The organism is Blastococcus sp. SYSU DS0552 (assembly GCF_054050815.1).
Genome location: NZ_JBJHAB010000001.1, coordinates 39,145 through 62,655 on the forward strand (window position 1 = coordinate 39,145; position 23,511 = coordinate 62,655).

General features: G+C 76.3%; 23 protein-coding genes and 1 riboswitch. Of the genes, 4 read left to right on the forward strand and 19 right to left on the reverse strand.

Annotated features, from left to right (window positions below; genetic code table 11):
- The 6 genes from ACI8AG_RS00235 to ACI8AG_RS00260 all read right to left on the reverse strand — a co-directional run bounded on the left by ACI8AG_RS00235 (position 1) and on the right by ACI8AG_RS00260 (position 5,376).
- Entirely contained in the window at positions 1–1,629 is a 1,629-nt protein-coding gene (locus tag ACI8AG_RS00235) for a peptide chain release factor 3 (protein WP_456595429.1), read from the reverse strand.
- Positions 1,630–1,755: 126 nt separating this feature from the next.
- Positions 1,756–3,333: a polyamine aminopropyltransferase gene (locus ACI8AG_RS00240; RefSeq protein WP_456595430.1), complete on the reverse strand. Its 1,578-nt coding sequence runs from the start codon at positions 3,331–3,333 to the stop codon at positions 1,756–1,758.
- Positions 3,334–3,337: 4 nt separating this feature from the next.
- Positions 3,338–3,802: a DUF350 domain-containing protein gene (locus ACI8AG_RS00245; protein ID WP_456595431.1), complete on the reverse strand. Its 465-nt coding sequence runs from the start codon at positions 3,800–3,802 to the stop codon at positions 3,338–3,340.
- Positions 3,803–3,851: 49 nt separating this feature from the next.
- Positions 3,852–4,259 (reverse strand): DUF4247 domain-containing protein, encoded by a 408-nt coding sequence (locus ACI8AG_RS00250; protein ID WP_456595432.1) that lies wholly within the window; start codon positions 4,257–4,259, stop codon positions 3,852–3,854.
- On the reverse strand, positions 4,256–4,765 hold the full coding sequence (locus ACI8AG_RS00255; protein WP_456595433.1) for a DUF2617 family protein: 510 nt from the start codon (positions 4,763–4,765) through the stop codon (positions 4,256–4,258). The genes ACI8AG_RS00250 and ACI8AG_RS00255 overlap by 4 nt, the downstream gene beginning before the upstream one ends.
- On the reverse strand, positions 4,762–5,376 hold the full coding sequence (locus ACI8AG_RS00260; protein ID WP_456589720.1) for a DUF4178 domain-containing protein: 615 nt from the start codon (positions 5,374–5,376) through the stop codon (positions 4,762–4,764). Before ACI8AG_RS00260 ends, ACI8AG_RS00255 begins: the two co-directional genes overlap by 4 nt.
- Before the next feature lie 66 nt (positions 5,377–5,442).
- Between ACI8AG_RS00260 and ACI8AG_RS00265 the strand changes: the two genes are divergently transcribed.
- Positions 5,443–6,006 (forward strand): sugar O-acetyltransferase, encoded by a 564-nt coding sequence (locus ACI8AG_RS00265; RefSeq protein WP_456595434.1) that lies wholly within the window; start codon positions 5,443–5,445, stop codon positions 6,004–6,006.
- Here the strand turns inward: ACI8AG_RS00265 and ACI8AG_RS00270 are convergent.
- Positions 6,003–7,088: a glycosyltransferase family protein gene (locus tag ACI8AG_RS00270; protein ID WP_456595435.1), complete on the reverse strand. Its 1,086-nt coding sequence runs from the start codon at positions 7,086–7,088 to the stop codon at positions 6,003–6,005. The genes ACI8AG_RS00265 and ACI8AG_RS00270 overlap by 4 nt on opposite strands.
- A gap of 206 nt (positions 7,089–7,294) precedes the next feature.
- Here ACI8AG_RS00270 and ACI8AG_RS00275 point away from each other — a divergent pair, with 206 nt between their 5' ends.
- Positions 7,295–8,188 carry an ATP-grasp fold amidoligase family protein gene (locus ACI8AG_RS00275; RefSeq protein WP_456595436.1) on the forward strand — a complete coding sequence of 298 codons (894 nt, stop codon included), beginning with the start codon at positions 7,295–7,297 and terminating at the stop codon, positions 8,186–8,188.
- Between the two features lie 40 nt (positions 8,189–8,228).
- On the opposite strand, the gene ACI8AG_RS00280 is transcribed toward ACI8AG_RS00275, so the two are convergent.
- Entirely contained in the window at positions 8,229–9,002 is a 774-nt protein-coding gene (locus ACI8AG_RS00280; RefSeq protein WP_456595437.1) for a DivIVA domain-containing protein, read from the reverse strand.
- Positions 8,999–10,138, reverse strand: coding sequence for a globin domain-containing protein (locus ACI8AG_RS00285; RefSeq protein ID WP_456595438.1), 1,140 nt, complete (start codon positions 10,136–10,138; stop codon positions 8,999–9,001). Before ACI8AG_RS00285 ends, ACI8AG_RS00280 begins: the two co-directional genes overlap by 4 nt.
- A 247-nt stretch (positions 10,139–10,385) precedes the next feature.
- Between ACI8AG_RS00285 and ACI8AG_RS00290 the strand changes: the two genes are divergently transcribed.
- Positions 10,386–11,375, forward strand: coding sequence for an ATP-binding cassette domain-containing protein (locus tag ACI8AG_RS00290; RefSeq protein ID WP_456595439.1), 990 nt, complete (start codon positions 10,386–10,388; stop codon positions 11,373–11,375).
- A complete protein-coding gene (locus ACI8AG_RS00295; protein ID WP_456595440.1) occupies positions 11,372–12,205 on the forward strand; it encodes an ABC transporter permease in 834 nt (277 codons plus the stop codon). Before ACI8AG_RS00290 ends, ACI8AG_RS00295 begins: the two co-directional genes overlap by 4 nt.
- Before the next feature lie 15 nt (positions 12,206–12,220).
- Here the strand turns inward: ACI8AG_RS00295 and ACI8AG_RS00300 are convergent, their stop codons facing one another.
- The 10 genes from ACI8AG_RS00300 to ACI8AG_RS00345 all read right to left on the reverse strand — a co-directional run bounded on the left by ACI8AG_RS00300 (position 12,221) and on the right by ACI8AG_RS00345 (position 23,443).
- Positions 12,221–13,450, reverse strand: coding sequence for an MFS transporter (locus ACI8AG_RS00300; RefSeq protein WP_456595441.1), 1,230 nt, complete (start codon positions 13,448–13,450; stop codon positions 12,221–12,223).
- 171 nt (positions 13,451–13,621) lie between these two features.
- On the reverse strand, positions 13,622–14,788 hold the full coding sequence (locus ACI8AG_RS00305; protein WP_456595442.1) for a C40 family peptidase: 1,167 nt from the start codon (positions 14,786–14,788) through the stop codon (positions 13,622–13,624).
- 14 nt (positions 14,789–14,802) lie between these two features.
- A riboswitch (cyclic di-AMP (ydaO/yuaA leader) is annotated at positions 14,803–14,956 on the reverse strand.
- 146 nt (positions 14,957–15,102) lie between these two features.
- The gene (cobA, locus tag ACI8AG_RS00310; RefSeq protein ID WP_456595443.1) at positions 15,103–16,755 is read right to left on the reverse strand and encodes a uroporphyrinogen-III C-methyltransferase; all 1,653 of its coding nucleotides are present in this window, start codon (positions 16,753–16,755) and stop codon (positions 15,103–15,105) included.
- Positions 16,752–17,597, reverse strand: coding sequence for an energy-coupling factor ABC transporter ATP-binding protein (locus ACI8AG_RS00315; RefSeq protein WP_456595444.1), 846 nt, complete (start codon positions 17,595–17,597; stop codon positions 16,752–16,754). The genes cobA and ACI8AG_RS00315 overlap by 4 nt, the downstream gene beginning before the upstream one ends.
- Entirely contained in the window at positions 17,594–18,331 is a 738-nt protein-coding gene (gene cbiQ, locus ACI8AG_RS00320) for a cobalt ECF transporter T component CbiQ (RefSeq protein WP_456589708.1), read from the reverse strand. Before cbiQ ends, ACI8AG_RS00315 begins: the two co-directional genes overlap by 4 nt.
- Positions 18,328–18,648 carry an energy-coupling factor ABC transporter substrate-binding protein gene (locus tag ACI8AG_RS00325; protein WP_456595445.1) on the reverse strand — a complete coding sequence of 107 codons (321 nt, stop codon included), beginning with the start codon at positions 18,646–18,648 and terminating at the stop codon, positions 18,328–18,330. The genes cbiQ and ACI8AG_RS00325 overlap by 4 nt, the downstream gene beginning before the upstream one ends.
- Positions 18,645–19,346: an energy-coupling factor ABC transporter permease gene (locus tag ACI8AG_RS00330; RefSeq protein ID WP_456589706.1), complete on the reverse strand. Its 702-nt coding sequence runs from the start codon at positions 19,344–19,346 to the stop codon at positions 18,645–18,647. The genes ACI8AG_RS00325 and ACI8AG_RS00330 overlap by 4 nt, the downstream gene beginning before the upstream one ends.
- A complete protein-coding gene (locus ACI8AG_RS00335) occupies positions 19,333–20,730 on the reverse strand; it encodes a cobyrinate a,c-diamide synthase (RefSeq protein WP_456595446.1) in 1,398 nt (465 codons plus the stop codon). The genes ACI8AG_RS00330 and ACI8AG_RS00335 overlap by 14 nt, the downstream gene beginning before the upstream one ends.
- The gene (gene cobO, locus ACI8AG_RS00340) at positions 20,727–21,341 is read right to left on the reverse strand and encodes a cob(I)yrinic acid a,c-diamide adenosyltransferase (protein ID WP_456595447.1); all 615 of its coding nucleotides are present in this window, start codon (positions 21,339–21,341) and stop codon (positions 20,727–20,729) included. The genes ACI8AG_RS00335 and cobO overlap by 4 nt, the downstream gene beginning before the upstream one ends.
- A complete protein-coding gene (locus ACI8AG_RS00345) occupies positions 21,341–23,443 on the reverse strand; it encodes a putative cobaltochelatase (protein ID WP_456595448.1) in 2,103 nt (700 codons plus the stop codon). The genes cobO and ACI8AG_RS00345 overlap by 1 nt, the downstream gene beginning before the upstream one ends.
- Positions 23,444–23,511 lie beyond the last annotated feature (68 nt).

Here is a 23,511-nt window from a genome sequence, read left to right on the forward strand (position 1 = left end):
TCAGGCCAGCTGGGCGGCCACCAGCGGCTCGAGGGTCACCCGCGGGTGCCGCTGCTGCAGCATCCGCAGCGCCCACTTGTCGGGGAACAGCGCCAGCAGCTCGCCGCTGGTCCGCCGTACCACCTCGACGCCGCCGGAGGAGGCGATCAGCGGAAGGGACTCCTCGTCGGTTCGCATCGCCAGGCTGTAGGGCAGCCGGTCCAGGGCGACGGGCGCGTGGAACTCGTGCTCCATGCGGTGGGTGGCGACCTCGAACTGCATCGGCCCGACGACGGCCAGGACCGGGGATCCGTCGCCGCGGCGGTCCGAGCGCAGCACCTGGACGACGCCCTCGGAGTCCAGCTGCTCGATGCCCTTGCGGAACTGCTTGTGCTTGGCGGTGTCCTGGCTGCGGACGACGGCGAAGTGCTCCGGGGCGAAGGTGGTCAGCGGCGGGAAGGTGACGGGCCGCTCCACGTACAGGCTGTCGCCGACGCCCAGGGCCGAGGCGTTGACCAGCCCGACGACGTCGCCGGGGTAGGCGGTCTCGATGCTCTCCCGCTCCCGGCCGAACACGTGCTGGGCGTACTTGGTGGTGAACGGGCGCCCGGTGCGGCCGTGGGTGACGACCATGCCGCGCTCGAACACCCCGCTGCAGACGCGGATGTAGGCGAGCCGGTCGCGGTGCGCGGCGTCCATGCCCGACTGCACCTTGAAGACGAAGGCGCTGAACGGCTCGTCCAGGCCGCGGACCACGCCCTCGGCGTCGGGCCGGCCCGACGGCGCGGGGGCGAGGTCGACCAGCGTGTCCAGCAGCGCACCGACGCCGAAGTTGGAGACCGCGGAGGCGAACAGCACCGGCGTGGTGACGCCGGAGAGGAACGAGTCCTGGTCGTGCTCGGCGCCGGTGGCCTCGAGCAGCTCGGCCTCCTCCTGCGCCTGCTGCCAGACGTCGCCCTCCTGGGCCGCGGCGTCGGCGGCGCTCAGCAGCTCCTCGGGCGCGATCGTCGCGCCGCCGGCGGTACGGGTGAAGCGGCGGAAGGTGCCGTCCCTGCGGTCGAGCACGCCGCGGAAGTCGCCGGCGATGCCGACCGGCCAGGTGAGCGGCGTGGGGGTGAGCCCGGTGCGCTCGGCGATCTCGTCCATGAGCTCGAGGGCGTCCTTGCCGGGGCGGTCCCACTTGTTGACCACGGTGACGATCGGGATGCCGCGGTGCTTGCAGACGGCGAAGAGCTTCATCGTCTGGGTCTCGAGACCCTTGGCGGCGTCGATGAGCATGACCGCGGCGTCGACGGCGGTGAGCACCCGGTAGGTGTCCTCGGAGAAGTCGGCGTGCCCGGGCGTGTCGAGCAGGTTGATCACCGCGTCGCGGTACTCGAACTGCAGGGCCGCCGACGTGATGGAGATGCCGCGCGCCTTCTCCATGTCCATCCAGTCCGACACCGTGCCGCGGCGGCCGGCCTTGCCGTGCACCGCACCGGCCTGGCCGATGACGCGGGCGTGCAGGGCGAGGGCCTCGGTGAGCGTGGACTTGCCGGCGTCGGGGTGGCTGATCACGGCGAACGTGCGCCGGCGGGTGGCCTCGGCGAGGGCCGACTGTGCGGCCCGGCCGGCCTCGTGTCGTTCGGCTGCGTCGGTGACGGCGGCCACGGTGGCACTCTCCTCGTTCGGTCTGCGTCCGCGGCGGCCGGCCCTCGGGCGGCGTCCAGCGGGTCCGGGCAGGCGACCCGGACGAGCGGCCCGGAAGGGCGGCCCAGGAGAAGAACGCTACATGCGTCAGCCGACGTAGCCGCTGCGCATGTCGTCGACGATCCGCGGTCGGTCGAGGGTGGAGGGCTCCAGGTGCTGCGGGCGCCGGTCGGCGGGGAAGACGCCGGAGGCCGCCAGGACCGCGTCGTCGAGGAACCGCAGCGGCGGGGCGCCGGGGGAGAGGGCGAGCCCGGGCGGGGTCGCGCCGGGCTGCGCCAGGGCGAACCCCCAATCGCCGAAGCTCGGCACGTGCACGTGGTACGGCGTGGCCGCGAGCCCGGCGGCGTCGAGGGTCGAGACGGTGCGCCAGAAGGCGGTCGGCGTCGAGTAGGGGCTGCCGGCCTGCACCGAGACCAGCCCGCCGGGCGCCAGGGCGGCGCCGACGAGCCCGTAGAACTCGGTCGAGTAGAGCCGGCCGAGCACCGGGGTGTCCGGGTCGGGCATGTCCACGATCACCGCGTCGAACCCCGCGGCGGCCGGGGAGCGCAGCCAGCGGAAGGCGTCGTCCAGCACGACGTCGACCCGCGGGTCGTCCAGCGCGCCGGCGTTGAGGTCGGCCAGCCGGGTCCGCGCCAGGTCGACGACCGCGGGGTCGAGCTCCACCTGCACGACCTCGCGAACGGTCGGGTGGCGCAGCACCTCGCGCGCGGCGAGGCCGTCCCCGCCGCCGAGGACGAGCACCCGCCCGGGATCGCGGGCGAGCACCGGGTGGACGAGCGCCTCGGTGTAGCGGTGCTCGTCGCGGCTGGAGAACTGCAGGTCGCCGTCCAGGTAGAGGCGGAGGTCGTCGCCGCGCTCGGTGAGCACGATCTCCTGGTAGGGCGACCGCTGGGCGCTCACCACGGGGTCGGCGTAGAGCCGTTGCCGGGCGGTGGTCTCGATGTCACCGGCCCGGACGAGCAGCACCCCGAGGACGGCGGCCGCGGCGAGCAGCGCCGCCGTGGCGGTGCGGCGGGCACGGGGGGTGAGCTCCCCGCGGAGGACGAAGGCGGCCACGACCGCGGCCGCCAGGAGGTTGAGCACCCCGGTCAGGGCAGCGCCCCGGATCTGGCCGGCCAGGGGCAGCAGCAGGAACGGCCAGGCCAGGCCGCCGAGCAGGGCGCCGGCGTAGTCGGCGGCGTTGAGGTCGGCGAGCAGCGTGCCCGAACCGCGCGCGTCGATGCCGCTGCGCCCGGACTGCAGCAGCGTCATGAGCAGCGGCACCTCGGCACCCACGAGGACCCCGATCACGGCGGTGCCGGTCACCAGGACGGCGCTGCTGGTCCCGTAGAAGGAGAACGAGACGTAGAGGGTCACCGCGCTCAACCCACCCACGATGCCGAGCAGGATCTCCACGGCGACGAACGTCGCGGCGGCGTGCCCGAGGAAGGGCTTCACCAGCAGCGCGCCCGCGCCGAGCGCCGCGACGAAACCGGCCACGATCAGGGAGGTCTGGGTGATCCCGCCGCCGGTGAGGCTCGCCGACAGCGTGAGCAGCACCAGCTCGTAGATCAGCCCGCACGCCGCGCAGACCGCGACCGCCGCCAGCAGCAGGGGGCGCGAGCGCACTCCGCCGCCCGCCGCGGCCGGCCCTGCCGCCGGCACCTCTCGTGCGGACGCCGTCATGGCCTCAGGACAGCGCGGCGGCGTTGACCGCGCCGATCGCCACCAGGCTGACGGCGACCGCCCAGGCCGATCCGCGCATCCGCGGCTCGTTCACCAGGGCGCGCAGGTCGGCGGGGATGATCGCGTCCAGCACCCGCAGGGCCAGAGCCTGCAGCAGCACCCCGACCAGGCCGTAGACCGCCGTGTCCACCAGTCCCTGGCCCAGGTTGTCGGCGCTGGTCATGATCGCCGTGACCACGATGATCGCCAGCGCGAGGTGGTTGGCGGCCAGCAGGATCGCCGCGTTCGGGTTGTGGTCGAGGTAGACCTGGGTGCGCAGGTTCCCCGGGGTGATGAGGTCGAGCGCGAGGAAGCCGAGGGCCAGCACGCCGACCCCGATGACGAAGAACAGCAGCGTCGCCACGACGCCCTGGGTCAGCAGATCGGCGTCGACGTGGCCGAACTCCAGGGCCTGGTAGGTCGAGGTCACGTGGGGTCGCTCCCGGTCTCGGAGGGGGTGGAGGCGTGCACGGGAGGGATCACTTGGCGTCCCCGGGGCCGCCGCCGCCGCCCGTGCCGGCGGGGGAGCCCGGCCGGAAGCCCGGCCCGAGGAAGGCGAAGAAGCCGCTGCGGTACCGGCCGTCGAGGTCCTCGACGCGCACGGTGCTGCCGGCGGTCGCGGCGCTGACGATGACGATGTCGTCGTCGTACCGCAGGTACTCGTTGCCGCCGTCGGCCTGCCGCTCCGCGGGCGGGACGGCGTCGGCGATGGCCGCGGTCGTGGTGCCCACCGGGTCGGGTGAGGCGTAGACCGCGGCGTCACCGATGATCTCGGTCCGCTCGTAGGTGCTCTCGAGGTGGTCGCGGATGCGCGTGCCGGTGCCGCAGCCGGCGAGGAGGACGGCGGCGGCCAGCAGGAGGCCGACCACCCGGTGCAGATCTCTCATGGCGTCCACCTGGTTCGTGTGGTGACGACCTCGCCGGTGTCGCCGGCGGGGTAGAGGTGCCAGGTCCGCCACGCCCACCCGCCCCCGGCCAGGGGCCGCGCGGTGAGGGCGGTCAGGGCCCCGGCCCCCCCGGGGAACGCGCCGCAGAGCCAGGCCGGGTCCGCGCCGCCCCGGTCCCGCAGCCGCTGAGCGTTCACGTCCAGCTCGGCCCGCGTCACGGTGGTGACCGAGGAGGTGAGCGTGTAGCCGCCGGACCGCGTGCTCCGGGGCAGCGGGTCGCCGCCGGCGCCGACGGCGTCGCAGGAGACCTCCTCGGTCAGCCGGGAGCCGGGGACGGCGGCGGTGACCACGTGCGAGGCGCCGAGCACCCCTAGCGTGATGGAGCCACCCCGACCGTCGTCCAGCCGGAGCCGGGCGAGCGGCTCGGCCAGGGGCCCGTCGAGCACCAGGCCGAGCGCCGTCGCGGACACGTCGCGCGGCTCCACGTCCAGCACGTGCAGGCTCATGCGCCGGGGGTGCGGTGGTAGACGGTGAGCTCCCCGCGGCTGACGGCTCGGCCGGTGGAGACCTCCCAGGACTGGGTGGGTGCCCAGCGCTCGAAGGCCAGCAGCCCGGTCTTGTCCGCCGTGGCGTAGTCGGCGTACTCGACGGTGCCGCTCGGCGGGGTGCCGGTGGTGCCCTCGGCGGTGTAGGCGGCCCGGCCGCGCTCGATCTGGCGGTGCACCCGGTCGTCGAGGATCACGTCGCCGTCGGGGGTGAGGTTGGTGCCCTCCCGCCGCATCCACAGCGTCATCTCCAGCTCGCCCTCGTCGTCCTCGACGGTGAGCCAGCGGCGGCCGGTCGACCCGTCGAGCAGGTGCTCGCGCCAGGTCATCCCGCCCTCCTCGAGGACGATCGTGCCGCGGACCACGTGGTCGACGCCCGCGTACGTGATCACGTCACCGACGCCGATGGCGTGCGGGTCGTAGACGTCGGGCTCGTCGGCCAGGGGGTCGACGCGGGGCCGCGGTGCGGCGGCCCGGGCGAGGTTCCGCCGGCGCAGCACGAGGACCACCACGGCGAGCGCGGCGAGCGCCACGAGGACCACGACCAGGAGGACGAGCAGGACATCGGGCATCGCGGGCCTCCGGGCTCGGTACGGACCGGTCGAACCTATCGCGGCGGGCTGGCTAGCGTGGCGGGCATGGGCGGGATGAAGGACCGGATGCTGTCGGGCCGGCCCTACCGGCCCGACGACCCCGACCTCGCCGCCGACGGCCGGCGGGCGGCGGCTCTGCTGGCCCGCTACAACGCCGAGTCCGACGGCGTGACCCGGCACACCCTGCTCACCGAGCTGCTGGGGTCGGTGGGCGGCGGCACGACGATCCGCTCGGACTTCCGCTGCGACTACGGCTACCGCATCTCCGTCGGCGCGTTCTGCTTCGTCAACTGGGGCGGGATCTTCCTCGACGTCGGGCCCATCACCCTCGGGGACCACGTGCAGCTGGGCCCGGGGGTCCAGCTGCTGACCGCCGGCCACCCCGTGGACGCCGGGCTCCGCCGGGCCGGCTGGCAGCAGGGGGCGCCGATCACCCTGGGCGACGACGTCTGGCTCGGCGGTGGCGTGATCGTGCTGCCGGGCGTCACAGTCGGCGCGCGCACGGTCGTGGGGGCGGGCTCGGTGGTCACCCGTGACCTGCCACCGGACGTGGTGGCCGTCGGGAACCCCGCGCGCGTCGTCCGCTCGCTCGGCGCGGAGCGGCCCTAGACCGAAACCGGCGGGGAGACCGTGCCGGCCGGCCGGCCGGTCACCGCGGTCAGCCAGTCGTCGGTCCGGCGGGCCCAGGTGCGCCCCGCCGCCCAGGCCCGGCGCTCGTCGGCCCGGCCCGGTGGCTCCGTGGCGGCCGCGCGGAGCGCATCGACCATCTCGTCGGCGCCGGAGACGACCGCCGTGTGCGGCGGCACCTCCCCGGAGTGCTCGAGGTGCCCGGCGGTGGCCACCACGGGCAGGCCCCGGGCGGAGTAGTCGTAGGTCTTCATCGACGACTGCCCCAGCGCCCGCGCCGCGACGTCGGGGACCAGGGCGACGCGGGCGGCGTCCAGCACGGCCGGCAGCCGGTCGCGGGGCGTCAGCCCTCGGTAGGTGAAGCGCCCGGGGAACTCGCCCTCGAGCGCGAGGAAGCGGGCGCGGGCCGGGGCCGAGCGCTCGGGGAACACCAGCTGGCCGTGCACGGCGAGGGTCCAGTCGGGCAGCGCGGTGAGCACGGCCCGGACCAGCTCGACGTCGAAGCGCTCCGCGACGCTGCCCACGTAGACGGCGTGCCGCTCCGCGCGGGGGGCGGAGCGTGGTGCGGTCAGCAGCGCCTCGTCGGTGCCGTTCGGCACGACGACCGGGCGCCGCCCCGGGAACAGCCCGGCGAGGACCGGGTTCACCACGACGATCTCGTCGGCCTCGTCGGCGATCCGGCGCAGCTGGGCCGGGACGTTGCGGGCGTGCGGGAGGAGCCGGGCCCAGTCGTCGGTGCAGTCGAAGACCACGCGGCCACCGAGGCCGCGGGTGGCCCGCCAGTCCCACGGCAGCATGAGGACGGTGACGTCCTCGGCCCAGCCCGAGCGGCGGAGGAAGGCGCGCAGGAGCGCGGCGTCCACCCGCTCGGACAGGGCTCCCCGGGAGCCGGGCAGGACCGTGGAGCGCTCGGTCACGGTGACGCCGTCGCAGACCTCGGCGAACCGCGCCGCGCGCAGGTGCCGCCACCAGTTCCCCGGGTCGGTGCGCACCCGGTGGGCGTCCGCCGGGGCCTGGACGAAGCGGACGTCGCCGCCCCGGCGGACCAGCTCCCGGGCGATCATCTGCTCGCGGCGGATCGCAGGGTGCCAGGGGTCCTTCGCGACGAACCCGACCCGGGTGGCCGGTGCGGCAGGGGGGACGGGGTTCAGCGGGGGGCTCCTGCGGTGCGCACGATCCCCGACCCTAGGGCGCCGGGGCGCGGGCGGCTCGGCAGACTGGGCAGCCGGGAGCCGGGCGGAGCGCGGCGGGTCGAGGGGCGGTGCGTCGGGTGCTGGACAGGCTGCCCCGGGAGGTGGTCCGCAGGCTGCCGTTGCCGGCGAAGCGGGCGCTGCTCTTCCGGGAGGCGCACGGCCGGTTCCCCCGCCGCCCGCCGCGCACCTTCACCGAGAAGCTGAACTGGCGGGTGGTCCACGACCGCCGCCCGCTGATCGCGCAGCTCGGCGACAAGCTGGCGATGAAGGCGTACGCGGCCCGCGTCTGCCCGGAGGTGCGGGTGCCGCGCGTCCTCTGGGCGGGCACGGACGTCGCCGACCTGGCCGGGGTGCCGCTGCCCGAGCACTGGGTGCTCAAGCCCAACCACGGGACCATGCGGGTGCGGCTGGCCTCCGGACGGCCCGACGTCGCTGCCCTGCGGGAGGCCACCGCGGGCTGGCTGGACGAGCCGCTGTTCCCCACCCGCGGGGAGTGGGTGTACAGCCGGGCCCGGCGCCTGCTGCTCGTCGAGGAGTTCCTCGGCCGCCCCGGCGTCCCGCCCGCCGACCACAAGCTGCTGGTGTTCGGTGGCCGGGTGCGGCTGGTGCAGGTGGACACCGGCCGGTTCAGCGCTGAGCATCGGCGCCGGCTCTACACCGCGGAGTGGTCGCCGTTGCCGTTCGTCGACCCGGGGATGACCCTGGGACCGGCCGACCCGCCGCCGGCGAGCTACCCGGCGATGCGGGCGGTGGCGGAGGCGCTCGGCCGGGAGTTCGACTTCGTGCGCGTGGACCTCTACGACGTCGACGGCGAGCTCTGGTTCGGCGAGCTGACCCCGTACCCCGGCGGCGGGCTGGACCGGCTGCACCCCGTGGTGGACCGGGCGCTGGGCGCCTGCTGGGACCTGCCGCCGCGAGCGGCCGTCCGCGCGCCCCGGAGGAGCCGCCGCGGCACGCCGCCCGCGCCGTGACCGCGCACCGCGGGCGGCCCGCCGGCCGGGCAGTGGCGGGTCAGGAGCCGGAGGCGGGGGCGCCCGCGGGCGCCGTCCGGCTCTCGGCGTCCTCCTCCGACCGCGCCGTGCTCCCGGCGCTGTTGGAGTGGAAGGCGGTGCGTTGCGGCGCGGGGCCCGGTCGCCGGCCCGGCTCCGCGGCGGCGAGCGCCTCCGGGGCCAGCGCCGGGTCGACGCGGCCCCACTCGGTCTCGACGTCGGTGAGCAGGGCCTCCAGGTAGGCCCGCAGCTGCGCCCGGCAGGCCTGGGCGAACGCCCTGAGGAACGCCACCTGCTCCTCGAGCTCGGCGGCGGTCCGCTGCCCGGAGGCGTCGCCGCCGCCGTCCCCGGTGGTGCCCCCGGTGAGCCGGGCGGCCGCCTCCTGCGCCGCCTGCATGATCGCGCCGGCGTTCTCGCGTGCCAGCCGTAGCTGCTCCTCGTACTGGTCGCGGGCCTCGGCGGTCATCTGCCGGCTGAAGTCCTCCGCCTCGGCGACGTACTCGTCCGCCGTCTGCTGGGCGCTGGCGAGGATGCGGACCGCCTGCTCGCTGGGGGGCTCGGGCACCGTGATGCCGTCCAGGCGCTGCTGCAGCTCCGCCACCTGCCGGTGCAGCCGCTCCCGCTCGCCGACCAGGGTGCTCACCTCCGCGGCCACCAGCTCCTGGAAGCGGTCGACCTGCCCCTGGTCGTACCCCGGGTGCAGCATCGTGCCCGCGGCGAACCGCGCACCCCGGATCTGCTCGGGCGTGAGCCGCCGAGCGTTCCCTCCGGTCCCGGACGTCTCGGTGGTGGTCATTCGGTCACCTTCCCCTCGGCACTGGGCCCCGGTCGGCTGGGGGCGAACACCTCGCTGCGCACCCGTTCCCGCGGTACGCCGTGCTGCAGGAGACCGCTGACGGTCGCCTCCACCATGGGCGCCGGGCCGGCCACGAACACCTCCCGGCTGAGCCACGGACCGTGCCGGAGGACGACGTCACCGACGTCCCCCTGCTCGAGGCCCGACAGGTCGTCGTCGGACACCGCGTAGGTCACGCCGAGCCACGGGTGGGCCGCCCGCAGCTCGTCCAGGGCGGCGCGGTCGTAGAGCTGGTCCTTGGTGCGGGCGCCGACGAACAGGTCCACCCGGCGGGCGGGCCCCTGCCGGGCCACCTGGTCGACCAGGGCCTTCAGCGGCGCCAGCCCCATGCCGCCGGCGACGAGCAGGAGGTCGCGGTCGGAGTCGCCGGCCAGCGTGAGGTCGCCCAGCGGGGGCCCCAGCCGCAGCAGGTCGCCCTCCTCGGTGCTGCGGACGAGCGCGGTGCTGACCGGGCCGCCGGGGCGGGCCTTCACGTGCAGCTCCAGGGTGCCGTCGTCGCGAGGAGCGTTGGCGGGGGAGTAGTACCGCCAGAGCCGCGGCCGGCGGTCGATCTCCAGGGACAGCGACTGGCCGGCCAGGTAGTTGACCGGCACCTCGGGCCGCACCTGGAGCACCGCCACGTCGATGGCGCGGCGTTCGTGGGACACGACCTCGGCCCGCCAGGTGGCCGGCTGGTCGCCGGACTCCTCGGCGCCCTGGATCATGACCGAGGCGACGAGCTCGTAGGCCTCGGTCCAGGTGCGGGCGCGGTGCTCGTCCCACTCGTCGTCGAAGTGCTCGAGCGTGGCGAGCAGGCTGGGCATCACCGCGGGGTAGTGCGCCGGCAGCGTGCCGAACTTGCGGTGGTCGTGGCCGAGCTGCTTGAGGATCGGGACCAGCGCGTCCAGGTCGTCGACGTGGGACACCACCTCGCCCAGCGCGTGGAAGAACCGGTCGCGCTGGTGGGCCATGGACACCGGGAACATCGCCCGCGTCTCCGGGTGGCTCAGGAACAGGTGCGAGTAGAAGTACAGCGGTGCCTCGTCGCCGGTCGCCGCGGCCTTGGCGAAGCTCGCCCGCATCGCGGCGATGTCCATGCGTGCCTCCTCGCGGCGGGATCCGTCCGGCTGCCTGGGCGCGGCACCGGCTCCGGTGCGCGACGACGCCTGCGCGCTCCGCCGTCCCCTTCCCCGGTGCACGCGGCGTCACACGGCCACCGGCGAGGTTTCTGCCCGCCGGCCGGCGGTGCGGCGGAAAAGTCGCTCGCCGCCGATGAGATCTCCGGGGAGAGTCCGTCTGCACCACGACGACACCGGCCGACACCGACCCCCGGGTGAGGTACCCATGCCGCAGCACGCACCGCTGGCCGTGGAGGCGACGGCGCTGGTCAAGACCTACGGGGAGACCCAGGCGGTGGCCGGGCTCGACCTCGCCGTGCCGGCCGGGAGCATCTACGGCGTCCTGGGGCCCAACGGGGCGGGCAAGACGACCACCATCCGGATGCTGGCCACCCTCGTCCGCCCCGACTCGGGCAGCGCCCGGGTGCTCGGGTACGACGTCGTGGCCGAGGCCGACGCGGTGCGCGCGCAGGTGAGCCTGACCGGGCAGCTCGCGTCGGTCGACGAGGAGCTGACCGGGCGGGAGAACCTGGTGCTGCTCGGCCGCCTCCTCGGGCTGTCCCGCGCCGGGGCCCGGGCGCGGGCCGACGAACTGCTGGACGCCTTCGGCATCGCCGCGGCCGCGGGCAAGCTGGTGAAGCACTACTCCGGGGGGATGCGGCGCCGGCTGGACATCGCGGCCAGCATCGTGGTCACCCCGCGGCTGATGTTCCTCGACGAGCCGACCACCGGGCTGGACCCGCGGTCGCGCAACCAGGTGTGGGAGATCGCCCGCGCGCTCGTGGCCGAGGGGACGACGATCCTGCTCTGCACGCAGTACCTGGAGGAGGCCGACCAGCTCGCCGACGGGATCGCGGTGATCGACCGGGGACGGGTGATCGCCGAGGGGACCCCGGCCCAGCTGAAGGCGTCGGTCGGCACCGGGGCGCTGCACGTGCGGCTGCTCGACCCGGCCCGGCGCGCCGAGGCGGCCGCGGTCCTCGAGGGCGCGCTCGGCTCGGTCGCCCTGGAGCCGGACCCGGCGGCGCTGTCGGCCACCTGCCCCGACTCCGCCCGGGCCGCCGCCGGCGTGGCCGAGCTGGCGCGGACCGGCATCGGCATCGCCCACTTCTCCCTCGACCAGCCCAGCCTGGACGAGGTCTTCCTCGCCCTGACCGGCCGCGGCGCCGAGGACCCACCCGGAGCGGCACCGACCCTCGAGGAGCGGACGTCATGAGCACGGCGACCACAACCACCGACGCCGACGCCGCGGCCGTCCGCCGGGCGATCGCCGGCCGCGAGCGGCCCCCGCGGCCCGGACCGCTGTCGGCGGCCCTCACGTTCGGCTGGCGGGGGATGCTCAAGGTCAAGCACGTCCCCGAGCAGCTGCTCGACGTGACCGTGACGCCGGTGATGTTCCTGCTGATGTTCACGTACCTCTTCGGCGGCGCCATCGCGGGCTCCACCAGCGCCTACCTGGACTACACGCTGCCCGGCCTGCTGGTCATGTCGGTGCTCTTCACGACGGTCTACTCCGGCGTCTCGCTCAACACCGACCTGACCAAGGGCGTCGTCGACCGATTCCGCTCGCTGCCGATCTGGCGGCCCGCGCCGCTGCTGGGCTCGCTGCTCGGGGACAGTGTCCGGTACGTCGTGGCGGGCACGGTCATCATCGTCGTCGGCGTGCTGCTGGGCTACCGCCCGGACGCGGGGGCGGCCGGCGCCGTGGCGGCGCTGGCCTTGGTGGTGGTCTTCTCGTTCGGGCTGTCGTGGGCCTTCTCGGTGCTCGGCCTGCTCATGCGGAGCCCGAACGCCGTGATGAACGCCGGCTTCATGAGCATCTTCCCGCTGACCTTCCTGTCCAACGTGTTCGTCGACCCGGCCACCCTGCCCGGGCCGCTGCAGGCCTTCGTCGAGGTCAACCCGATCTCGGTGCTCGCGACCGCGTGCCGCTCGCTGATGGACGGCGCGCCGGACGGTGTCTCGATCGGCGTCTCGCTGGCGGTGGCCGCCGCCCTGGCCGCGGTCTTCCTCCCGCTGACCACCCGGCTGTACCGCAGCCGCTGAGCCCGGCGGCCGGGATCAGGCGGAGCGAGCCCCCACCGTTGCGGGGCGGGGGGCCTCGCGAGGGATGGCCAGCCCACCGAGGAGCCCGGCCGCGAGCACCGCGGTGCTCACGCCGAACGCCACCTGGAAGCCGGCCACGTCGGTGAGCCAGCCGGCGATCAGGGGCCCGGCGATGGCACCCAGGTCCGCCGACATCTGGAACACCGCGACGACCCGGCCGCCCCGCCCGGCGCTCAGGTCGCCGACCAGGGCCGCCGGGGCGCTGGCGAGCAGCGAGGCGGCGAGCCCGAAGACGGCCATGGACAGCAGGAAGGCCCAGAGGACGGGCGGCAGGACCAGCACCGCCATGGCCGCCGTCGCCAGCGCCGCGCCCACGATCAGCGAAGGCCGGCGTCCCCAGCCGTCCACCAGTCGGCCGGATCGGAGCAGGCCGAGCGCCTGCGCGACCGAGCCGACGAGCAGCCCGGCCCCCGCCCAGGCCACGGTTCGGCCCAGCTCCTCGGTGACGTAGAGCGGCACCAGGGAGTTGCGGACGCCGAACAGCACCCAGCCGACGCCGAAGTTGGCCAGCAGCGCGGCCAGGTAGACCCGCGAGCGCAGCGCGCTGCCCAGCCGGACCGGGCCGGCGTCGAGGTCGGGGCCGGCGGCGTCACCCGCCGGGGGCGCGGCCGGGTCGGGCTCGGCGGTGCGCAGCAGCGCGACGCCCACCGCACCGGCCACCAGTAGGAACCCGGCGTAGAGGAAGAACGGCAGCCGGGGGGAGAGCTCCGCCAGCAGCCCGCCGGCGGCCGGCCCGGCGATGCCGCCGAGGATGAAGCCGCCCTGCCAGGTGGCCGCGGCCCGCCCGCGGTGCGACGGCGGGGCCACCCGCAGCAGCAGCGAGAGCGCCGCGACGGTGAACATGGCGCTGCCGATCCCGCCGGCGGCCCGCAGCCCGAGGAAGAGCGGGAAGGACCCGGCCAGCCCGGCGAGACCGGTGGTGACGGCGACGACCACCAGCCCGGAGGCGAGCACGAGCCGCTCGCCGAACCGCTCGACCAGGGTGCCGCCGCTGAAGGCGGAGACGAAGCGGAAGAACGCGAAGGCGCTGACCGCCAGCCCGACGGCGGTGGTCCCGACCCCGAAGTTGCGGGCGAACAGGGGGATCGCCGGGGCGACGATGCCGAAGCCGAGCGCCACGACGAAGGCGATGACCGCCAGGACCCTGACCTCGCGGGGCAGCTCGCCCCGTGTCCCCACCCGCACGAGAGGCGATCGTCGCACGTGCGGTGGCCCGACACGCACGAGACACCCGGGGGGGGGGGGGGGGGGGGGGGGGGGGGGGGGGCGGCGGGGGGGGGGGGGGGGGGGGGGGGGGGGGGGGGGCGCGGGGCGGACGGACCGCCCCGCGCGCCCGGGTGTCTCAGCCGGCGGTCGTCAGCCGGCGATCCGCCGGGCGCTGTTGTAGCCGCCCATCGAGTCGATCGACGCGACCTTCACCGGGACACCGGACGTGGCGGCGTGCACCATCTGGCCGTTGCCGATGTAGATGCCGACGTGGCTGACCGGGCTGTAGAAGAAGACCAGGTCACCCGGCTGCAGGGCGGAGCGGGAGACCGGCGTCCCCATGGTCGACTGCATGCGGCTGGAGTGCGGCAGGCTGATGCCCGCGGCCGCGTAGGCGTACTGCACCAGGCCCGAGCAGTCGAAGGCGTTCGGGCCGGCGGCCGCCCACACGTAGGGGTCGCCGATCTGGGCCATGGCGGTGTTCACCGCGGTCTGCGCCGCGCCGCTGCCGCCGGACACCGGCGCGGGCGGCGCGGGGGCGGGGGCCGGGGCCGGAGCCGCGGGGGCCGGGGCGGGAGCCGCGGGGGCCGGGGCGGGAGCCGCGGCTGCGGGAGCCGGGGCGGCGGCCGGCGCCTCCTCGGCGGCCTGGGCTGCCTGGGCCGCGGCGGCCTCCTCGGCGGCGTGCCGCTCGGCGGCGGCGCGGGAGGCTCGCTGTTCCTCGGCGCTCAGCCGGTCGAAGTGCGCCTGGTAGACGGCGATCTCCTCGTCGAGGCGCGCCCGCTCGGCGTTCACGCGGTCGACCTGCGCCTGGGCGTCCGCCGCGGCCCGCTCGGCGTCCGCACGGGCGCGCTCGGCGTCCTCGCCGGCGGTCCGGGCCTCCCCGAGCACGCCGTTGTTGTGGGCGGCGATCGTGTCGAGCAGGCCGACCCGGTCGATCAGCTCCGTGGGCGAGCCGCTGGTCAGCATCGCCGTCACGGTGTCCAGCCGGTCACCGGTGTACGCGCTGCGGGCCACCGTGCGGACGCGGTCCTGCGCCTGGGCCAGGGCGGCCTGCGCGGCGGTGAGCTCCTCGGCGGCCGCGTCGGCGGACGCCTGCGCCGCCTTGAGGTGCTCGCGGGTCTCGTTGAAGCGCTCGGTGAGCACCTCCAGGTCGTGGGCGCGGGCGGCGACGAGGTCCGCGGCCTCCTGGGAGGTGGCCGGCTCGGGGTCGGCGACGGCGGGGAGCGGCGCCAGGACGACGCCACCGGCGGCCACGAGGGCCAGCAGGGCCCGCCGTCCGGTGATGCGGCGGTGGGCAGGGCTGAGCGAACTCGCCATGTTCGGCGGGTCTTCCTTTCTTCCACGGCCGCCTACCGGGTTAGCTGACGGGTTCGGGCGGGAAGTCGCCCGGCGGCGGACGGCCCGTGCGGGCCGCTCGTCGCTTCACCCCAGGTGGTGCGTTGGGTCCCCGGTCCGGGTGCCGGACGGATCCGGCGGGTGGTTCGGCGGCGTCCGGGCGGCTGTCACGGGTCGAGTGACGAGAGGGTCCGTCCGGACGGGCCCACGCTAGGTGCCGATCCGGCGGATCACCATGCCTGGGGACGACTTCGTCCAGCACCGTGGCCGACCGTCCGGCGGGCGTTCACGCGCAGTCACCGACGCGCCGTGACACGCCCGCGGTCGGCTGACGTGAGGTGGACCACCTCGCCGACGACCCAGACCGCCGGGGGGCGGACTGCGTGCTCGGTGAGGGTGGCCGGGAGGTCGGCCAGGGTGGTGCGCAGCGACCGCTGGGTGGGGGTGGAGCCGTCGGTGACGACCGCGACGGGGGTGTCGGGTGCGCGGCCGTGCTCGACGAGGGCGGCGGCGATGGCGGGGGCGGTGTCGACGCCCATGAGGACGACGAGGGTGCCGCGCAGTGCGCCGAGGGCGGCCCAGTCGACCAGTGACTGGGGGTGGCCGGGGGGCAGGTGGCCGGAGACGACGACGAATTCGTGGGTGAGGCCGCGGTGGGTGACCGGGATGCCGGCGAGGGCGGGGACGGCGACGGCGCTGGTGATGCCGGGCACCACCTCGACGGGGATGCCTGCCTCGGTGCAGGCCCGCACCTCCTCGAAGCCGCGGCCGAAGACGAAGGGGTCCCCGCCCTTGAGGCGGACGACGCGGCGGCCGGCGCGGGCGTGGGTGACCAGCAGGTCGTTGATGGTCTCCTGGGCCATCGAGCGGCCGCGCGGCAGTTTGGAGGCGTCGACGACCTCGACCTCGGGGGGGAGCGAGGCGAGCAGTGGCTGGGGGCCGAGGTGGTCGGCGACGACGACGTCGGCGGTGGCCAGCGCCTGCCGGCCGCGCACGGTGATCAGCCCCGGATCACCCGGGCCGCCACCGACGAGGACGACCCGCCCCGGTCCGCCGTCGGACCGGCGGACCGGCAGGGTGCCGTCGGCGACCCCGGCGAGGACCGCGTCGCGGAGCCCGGCCGCCGCCCGGGGATCGGCCGCGTCGTGCACCGCCAGCACGAGGTCACCGGCGCGGCCGGTGACCGGCAGTTCGGCGCTGGCCGGCCCCGGGCCCTCGGCCCGCGCGCAGAAGATCCGGTGCCGGTCGGCGTCCCCGGCCACCGCGGCGTCGACGTCGGGATCGCCGGTCGCGGCCAGCGCGAACCACGCCCCGGCGAGATCCCCGGCGGCGTAGCGCCGCGGCCACCACTCCAGGTGCCCGGCGGTGGCGGCCGACTCCAGCGCCGGCGTCAGGCCCGGGCTGACCACCGTCACCTCCGCGCCGGCGGCGAGCAGGCCGGTCACCCCGCGGTGCGCGGTCGCACCTCCGCCCACGACGACCACGCGCCGGCCGGCCAGCCGCAGCCCGACCGGGTGCACGCTGTCGCCGGTGGGCTGGGTGGTCACGGGTCCTCCTGCTGCATCGGTGGGGGTGGTCCGGTGCGGGTCGGCGGTCGGGTCCGGCGGCCGCGCGACGGCGACGGTCACCCGGCCGCGCACCGTCTTCCCGACCTCGAGCACCCCGCCCCCGAGGAGCGCCGCCGCCTCGGCGACCGACGGGGTGCCCACCCGGTCGGCGACCGCGCCGGACGGTGTGGGCACGCGCACCCCGGCCAGCGCCTCGGCCGGGTGACCGGCGAGCGGCCAGCCGCGCCGGGCGGCGGCGTCCACCAGCCCCGGCTCGCGCACGCGCGTGTCCAGGGTTGCCAGCCGGACCGGCCCGGGCGGCCGGGGGAGGACGGCGTCGACGGCGGCGAGCACCTCGGCGGCGCTCACCCCGGAGGACAGCCCGATGCCGACGGTCCTCACGTGGGCACGCCGGGACGGTCGGGCAGGGCGCCCAGCAGCCCGGCGGCGTCCCGGGGGAGGGGGCCCTCGGGGAGCAGACCGAGCTCGCGCAGCCGGCCGCCGACCTCCAGCGCCCAGGGGCGGGACAGCCGCGCGCGGGCCAGCAGCTCGCCGTCGCCGAGGACGTCGTCCGGGGCGCCCTGCACCACCGCGCGGTCGACGACGACGGCCACCTCGTCGGCCCAGCGCAGCGCCAGGTCGACGTCGTGGGTGCTCATCACCACGGTGGAGTCGTGCTCCTGCAACCGGGACAGCGCGGCCAGCGCCTCGGTGACCGCAGAGGGGTCGAGCCCGGCGGTGGGTTCGTCGAGCAGCAGCACGCACGGCCGCATCGCCACCGCACCGGCGATCGCCACCCGCTTCCGCTCTCCGTAGGAGAGCTGGTGGGTGGGCCGGGCGGCGAGGTGGTCGACGGCGAGCAGGTCCAGGGCCTCGGCCACCCGCGCGCGCACCGCGTCCTCGTCCAGCCCCAGGTTGAGCGGGCCGAACGAGACGTCCTGCGCCACGGAAGCGGAGAACAGCTGGTCGTCGGGGTCCTGCAGCACCAGCTGGACGGTCTGCCGGTGCTGCCGCAGGCCGCGGCGGGTGTGCTCCAGCGGCACCCCGTCCACGGTCACCGCGCCGGAGACGGGCGCCAGCGCGCCGGACAGGCAGCGCAGCAGCGTGGTCTTGCCCGAGCCGTTGGCCCCGAGCACGGCCAGCCGCCGGCCGGCGGGGACGGTGAGGTCGGCGCCGTCGAGGACCGGGCGGCCGCGCTCGTAGCCGACGACCAGCCCGGTGGCGCCGAGGGTCCGGTGGCTCATGCCACCACCACGCTGACCGCGACGATCCCCGCCAGGCCGGTGAGCGCGGTGGCCAGGAAGAGCCGGGACGACGGCAGCACCTCGGGCAGCACGCGCAGGTCGGTCTCCATGCCCCGGCCGGCCAGGCCTTCCTGCAGCCGGCGGGCGCGGTCCCAGGAACGGGTGAGCACCCCGGCGGCGAGCAGCCCGGCGGAGCGGTAGGAGCGGCGCGGTGAGGACCAGCCCATCCGCGCCGTCTGCGCCTCGCGGATCGTGTGCAGGCTGTCGAGCAGCACGAACAGCAGCCGGTACATCACGCCCGCCACCTCGACGACCGCGGCCGGTACCCGGAGCCGACGCAGCGCGGGCAGCAGGTCCGACATCGGCGTGGTGGTGGCCAGCAGGAGGACCGCGGCGCTGCCGGCGACCGCGTGCCCGACCAGCGAGCCGGCCTGCGCGGCGGCGTCCGGGGCCCAGCCGATGCCGCCGTCGCCGACGGACACCACCGCAGTGAGCGCACCGATCGCGATGAACGCCAGCGGCCAGCGGATCGCCCGGCCGAAGGTGCGGGCGGGCACCCGGGCCGGGCCGAGGGCCAGCCCGACGGCGGTGAGCCCGACGAGCACGCTGCCCGGCCAGGCGGGCAGCACCAGCGCGCAGCCGACGAGGCCGGCGCAGAGCAGCAGCTTGTCCCCGGGCGAACGCCCGCGCCACGCGCTGCGCCACGCCGCGTCGTCGACCGCGAGGCCGCTCACCGCGGGTCGGTCTCCGCCGGCGTGCTCGTGGCGGGCGCGGGAGCTGCCGTCCGCCGGCCGCGTAGCCGGCCCAGCACGTAGCCGAGCACGCCACCGCCGAGGGCCGCCTGCAGGGCGAACAGACCGGACTCCACCTCACCGGACGGGCTGAACAGCGAGTCGAACCACGGGGTGTAGCCGTCGGCCTCGAGCTCCTCGGTCACCGCGGCGTCGGTGCCGCCGAACTCCGACCTGCCCCCGTCGAGGAGCAGCGGAACGGCGAACAGCGCGACCACCGCCACGACGAGGAGGGCGTTGACGAGCGCGCGGCGGTTCACGCGGCACCTCCGGCGGGCACGGCCGCGGGGACGGGGGCGGGCTTCAGGATGCCGAGCCGCTCGAGCTCGGGGCGGGCGTTGACCGTGAGCACCCGGAAGAGCAGTACCCCGAGCAGGCCCTCGCCGATGGCCAGCGGGATCTGGGTGACGGCGAAGACGCCGAGGAACTTGGCCAGCGCCCCGGCGAGGCCGCTGGCCGGGTCGGGGAAGGCCAGCGCGAGCTGGACCGACGTGGTGACGTAGGTGGCCAGGTCGGCCACCGCGACCCCGGCGAAGACGGCGGGTAGCAGCCCGGCCCCCGCGGCGCGGGTCAGCCGGTAGACGGCGTACCCGGCCCACGGCCCGACGACGGCGAAGGCGAAGGCGTTGGCACCGAGCGTGGTCAGCCCGCCGTGCGCCAGCAGCAGCGCCTGGAACAGCAGCACGACCGTGCCGAGCAGCGCCATCACCGGGGGCCGGAAGAGGATCGCGCCCGGCCCCGTGCCGGTCGGGTGGCTCGAGCTGCCGGTGACGCTCGGCAGCTTGATCGCGCTCAGTACGAAGGTGAACGCCCCGGCCGCGCCGAGCAGCAGCGTCGACTCCGGGTTCTCCCGCACCTCCTTGACCACGGCCCGGGCGCCGTGCACGACGAAGGGCGCGGCGGCGATCGTCCAGCCGATCGCGTGGCCGGCGGGCAGGAAGCCTTCAGCGATGTGCACGGGCGTGCTCCGTTCGGACGGCGGGGGCGCAGGCGGTGACGAAGCGCTGGGCCAGCTCGGGGGTGCCGGCCCAGTTGAGGTGGAGGTAGGAGGCGTGGACCCCGCCGGAGACGAACCCCTCGGGACCGGTGGTGGCCCACTGCCAGGCGGGGGTGGGGCCGGCCGGGGGATCGGCGTAGGTGCGGTGGAACTCGTGGCCGCGCACCCGGGTGCCGGCCGCGGCGAGCACGGAGTCGGTGGTCGCCACCGCGGCGCGGTAGCCGAGGGTGAGCCGGGGGGCCATCGCCGTCCCGACGTCCAGGACCCCGCACATGGGGACGCCGTCCAGCTCGCGGGCCAGGTACAGCAGGCCGGCGCACTCGGCGGCGATCGGTGCCCTGCGGGCGGCGAGCGCGGCGACGTCGGCGCGCAGGGACTCGTTGGCCGACAGCTCGGCGGCGTAGACCTCGGGGAAGCCACCGCCGACGACCAGCCCCGCGGTGCCGGCGGGCAGTGCCTCGTCGCGCAGCGGGTCGACGGTCACCACCTCGGCACCGGCGGCCGCGAGCAGCTCGGCGTTCTCCGCGTAGCCGAAGGTGAAAGCCGGGCCGCCGGCGACCGCGATGCGCGGCCGGCTGCCGGTCGGCGCCACCTCCGCGGCCGGGTCCCAGGGCTGCTCGGCGAGGTCGGGCGCCGAGCGGGCCAGCCGCAGCACGGCGTCCAGGTCGACCCCGGCGGCGACGACCTCCCCGAGCCGGCGCACCGTGGCCACCGCCTCGGCCGAGCGCTCCGCGGCCGGCACCAGGCCCAGGTGGCGGGAGGGCGTGTGCAGGGTCTCCAGCCGCCGGATCGCCCCGAGGACCGAGACGCCGGCGGCGCCGAGCGCCTCGCGCAGGATCGCCTCGTGCCGGTCGCTGCCGACCCGGTTGAGCACGACGCCGCCGAGCCGCACCGACGGGTCGAACGTGGCGAACCCGTGCACGAGGGCGGCGACGCTGCGGGCCTGCGAGGAGGCGTCGACCACGAGGACCACCGGCGCGCGCAGCAGCCCGGCCACGTGCGCAGTGGAGGCGAACCCGGGCTCGACGCTCGGGTGGGTGGCGCCGTCGAACAGCCCCATGACGCCCTCGACCACGGCGACGTCGGCGCCGCGGGCCCCGTGCAGCAGCAGCGGCGCGATCCGCTCCTCGCCGACGAGCCAGGGGTCGAGGTTGCGGCCCGGCCGCCCGGCGGCCAGCCCGTGGTAGCCGGGGTCGATGTAGTCGGGGCCCACCTTGTGCGGGGAGACCGTCAGCCCCCGGGCCGTGAGGGCGGCGATCAGCCCGGTGGTGACCGACGTCTTGCCGGCGTTGCTCGACGGTGCGGCCACCACGATCCGGGGCAGCTCCCGCCCGCCCGTGGTCACCACTCGATCCCCCGCTGGCCCTTCTGGCCGGCGTCCATCGGGTGCTTGACCTTCGTCATCTCCACGACCAGGTCGGCGGCCTCGACCAGCGCCGGGGGAGCGTCCCGTCCGGTGATGACGACGTGCTGGCTGCCGGGCCGGGCGGTGAGCGTCGCGACGACGTCGTCGACGTCCACCCAGCCCCACTTCAGGGGATAGGTGAACTCGTCGAGCACGTAGAACCGGTGCGCCTCGGCGGCGAGGTCGCGCTTGATCTGCGCCCAGCCCTCGGCCGCGTCGGCGGCGTGGTCGGTCTCCTCGCCGTGCTTGCGCGACCAGCTCCAGCCCGCGCCCATCTTGTGCCAGACGACCGGCCCGCCCTCACCGGTCTGCTCGTGCAGCCGGCCCAGCGCGGTCAGCGCGTTCTCCTCGCCGACCTTCCACTTGGCGCTCTTGACGAACTGGTAGACCGCGACCGACCAGCCCTGGTTCCACGCCCGCATCGCCATGCCGAACGCGGCGGTGGACTTGCCCTTCATCTCGCCGGTGTGCACCGCGAGCAGCGGGCGGTTGCGCCGCTGCCGGGTGGTGAGCCCGTCCTGCGGGACGACGGCGACCTGTCCCTGCGGCATCAGGCGGCCTTCCGCACGTCGCGGACCGTGCTGGCCAGGGACTCGGCGCCCAGTTCCTCCAGGCGCAGCGTCTGCGCACCGAGCTGGAGCCCCAGGGACGCCGCCAGCCCGAGCCGTACCGGCCCGGACTCGCAGTCGACGACGACGCTCGCGACGTCCGCCGCCGCGAGCAGCCCGGCTGCCCGGCGGGCCTCGCCCAGGTGGTCGCCGCCGCGCGCGCCGGTGGCCCGGCCGTCGGTGACGACGACCAGCAGCGGCCGGCGCCGTGGGTCGCGCACCCGCTCCAGCGTGAGCGTGCGGTGGGCCTCGAGCAACCCGGCGGCCAGCGGGGTGCGCCCGCCGGTGGGCAGGCTGCCGAGGCGGGCGGCGGCCGCCTCGACCGACCAGGTGGGTGGCAGGGCGAGCTCGGCCGCGCCGCCGCGAAAGGTGATCAGCCCGACCTTGTCGCGGCGCTGGTAGGCGTCGAGCAGCAGGGAGAGCACGGCGCCCTTCACCGCGGCCATCCGGGAGCGGGCGCCCATCGAGCCGCTGGCGTCGACGACGAACAGCACGAGGTTGCCCTCGCGGCCCTCGAGCACGGCCTGGCGCAGGTCGTCGCGCTCGATCCGCAGCCCCGGCCCGCTGCGGCCGCGGGCGCGCTGGTGGGGCGCCGCGGCGAGCACGGTGCCGGCGAGGTGCAGCTTGGTGACGGTGCCCTCGGGGCGGGTCGACCCGACCACCCGGCCGCGCTCCGACCGCGCGCGCGACCGGCGGCCCGCGGCCCCGGCGCCGATCCCGGGCACCTCCAGCCGCCGGGTGCGGAACGGGTCGGACGGAGCGACCGCGGCCTTCTCCGGAGCCGGGGCCGCGTCGGTGTGCCCGCCGCCCTCACCGCGCGGGGCGGTCGTCGGCGGGACCTCCCCCCCGTCGTCCCCAGGCATAGGAGGCTCTACCTGCGTCTCGGCGTCGGACATGGGTGTATTGCTTCCTATGCCTGGGTCCGCGCCGGGGCCGCCGCCGTCGTCCGGGCCGCTGTCGTCCGGGCCGCTGTCGTCCGGGCCGCCGTCCTGCGGGCCGCCGTCCTGCGGGCCGTCCGGGGGCTCCGGGTCGTCCTCGGGGCGGCTGTCCTCGAGCGCCCGGTCCAGGGTCTCCTCGTCGAGCCCGGGCGCGTCGAACGGGTTGCGCCGGCGCCGGTGCGGGAGCGCCAGCCGTGCGGCCACCCGCACGTCGTCCTCGGTCACCTCGTCGCGGCCGCACCAGGCGGCGTGCGCGATGGCGGCGCGGGCGGTGACGATGTCCGCACGCAGACCGTCGACGTCGAACGCGGCGCAGACGGCGGTGACCTGGCGCAGCGCGGTGTCGGAGAGGGTGACGTGCGGCAGGCGGGCGCGGGCGTCGGCGATGCGGGCGGCGAGCGCGGACTCGTCGGCGGCCCACTGCCCGGCGAAACCGGCCGGGTCGGCGTCGGAGGCGAACCGCCGGCGCACGACCTCGGCGCGGACGGCGGGGTCGCGCGGGGCGGCGACCTCCACGGTCAGCCCGAACCGGTCCAGCAGCTGCGGGCGGAGCTCGCCCTCCTCCGGGTTCATGGTGCCGACCAGCAGGAAGCGGGCGGCGTGCCGCACCGAGACGCCCTCGCGCTCGACGTACGCGGTGCCCAGCGCGGCGGCGTCGAGCAGCAGGTCGACCAGGTGGTCGTGCAGCAGGTTGACCTCGTCGACGTAGAGCACCCCGCGGTGGGCGGCGGCGAGCAGGCCCGGCTCGTAGGCCTTGACCCCCTCGGTGAGCGCCCGTTCCAGGTCCAGGGAGCCGACCAGCCGGTCCTCGGAGGCGCCGACGGGCAGCTCGACCAGCCGGGCCGGGCGGGTGCGGGCCGCCGCACCCGGCTCGTGCGGGCCGTCGGGGCAGGCGGGGTCGGGCGCTGCCGGGTCGCAGCCGAAGCGGCAGCCCGCGACGACGTCGACCGGCGGCAGGACGGCGGCCAGCGCGCGGACCGTCGTCGACTTCGCCGTGCCCTTCTCGCCGCGCACCAGCACCCCGCCGACGGCGGGGGAGACGGCGTTGAGCAGCAGGGCCAGCCGCAGGTCGTCCATGCCGACGACGGCGGTGAAGGGAAAGCTCATGCGGGGTACCCGCGCATGGCACGCGTCCTCTCCCCGGGTGTCCACGCCCGGAGGTGGCAGGGACGACG

What these genes read in the sequence shown, in the direction of transcription:
- ACI8AG_RS00240 (WP_456595430.1), bottom strand. Translation starts at nt 3,333, where the DNA reads ATGACGGCGTCCGCACGAGAGGTGCCGGCGGCAGGGCCGGCCGCGGCG.
- ACI8AG_RS00250 (WP_456595432.1), bottom strand. Translation starts at nt 4,259, where the DNA reads ATGAGAGATCTGCACCGGGTGGTCGGCCTCCTGCTGGCCGCCGCCGTC.
- ACI8AG_RS00255 (WP_456595433.1), bottom strand. Translation starts at nt 4,765, where the DNA reads ATGAGCCTGCACGTGCTGGACGTGGAGCCGCGCGACGTGTCCGCGACG.
- ACI8AG_RS00260 (WP_456589720.1), bottom strand. Translation starts at nt 5,376, where the DNA reads ATGCCCGATGTCCTGCTCGTCCTCCTGGTCGTGGTCCTCGTGGCGCTC.
- ACI8AG_RS00265 (WP_456595434.1), top strand. Translation starts at nt 5,443, where the DNA reads ATGGGCGGGATGAAGGACCGGATGCTGTCGGGCCGGCCCTACCGGCCC.
- ACI8AG_RS00270 (WP_456595435.1), bottom strand. Translation starts at nt 7,088, where the DNA reads ATGATCGCCCGGGAGCTGGTCCGCCGGGGCGGCGACGTCCGCTTCGTC.
- ACI8AG_RS00280 (WP_456595437.1), bottom strand. Translation starts at nt 9,002, where the DNA reads ATGACCACCACCGAGACGTCCGGGACCGGAGGGAACGCTCGGCGGCTC.
- ACI8AG_RS00285 (WP_456595438.1), bottom strand. Translation starts at nt 10,138, where the DNA reads ATGGACATCGCCGCGATGCGGGCGAGCTTCGCCAAGGCCGCGGCGACC.
- ACI8AG_RS00290 (WP_456595439.1), top strand. Translation starts at nt 10,386, where the DNA reads ATGCCGCAGCACGCACCGCTGGCCGTGGAGGCGACGGCGCTGGTCAAG.
- ACI8AG_RS00295 (WP_456595440.1), top strand. Translation starts at nt 11,372, where the DNA reads ATGAGCACGGCGACCACAACCACCGACGCCGACGCCGCGGCCGTCCGC.
- ACI8AG_RS00305 (WP_456595442.1), bottom strand. Translation starts at nt 14,788, where the DNA reads ATGGCGAGTTCGCTCAGCCCTGCCCACCGCCGCATCACCGGACGGCGG.
- ACI8AG_RS00315 (WP_456595444.1), bottom strand. Translation starts at nt 17,597, where the DNA reads ATGAGCCACCGGACCCTCGGCGCCACCGGGCTGGTCGTCGGCTACGAG.
- cobO (WP_456595447.1), bottom strand. Translation starts at nt 21,341, where the DNA reads ATGCCGCAGGGACAGGTCGCCGTCGTCCCGCAGGACGGGCTCACCACC.
- ACI8AG_RS00345 (WP_456595448.1), bottom strand. Translation starts at nt 23,443, where the DNA reads ATGAGCTTTCCCTTCACCGCCGTCGTCGGCATGGACGACCTGCGGCTG.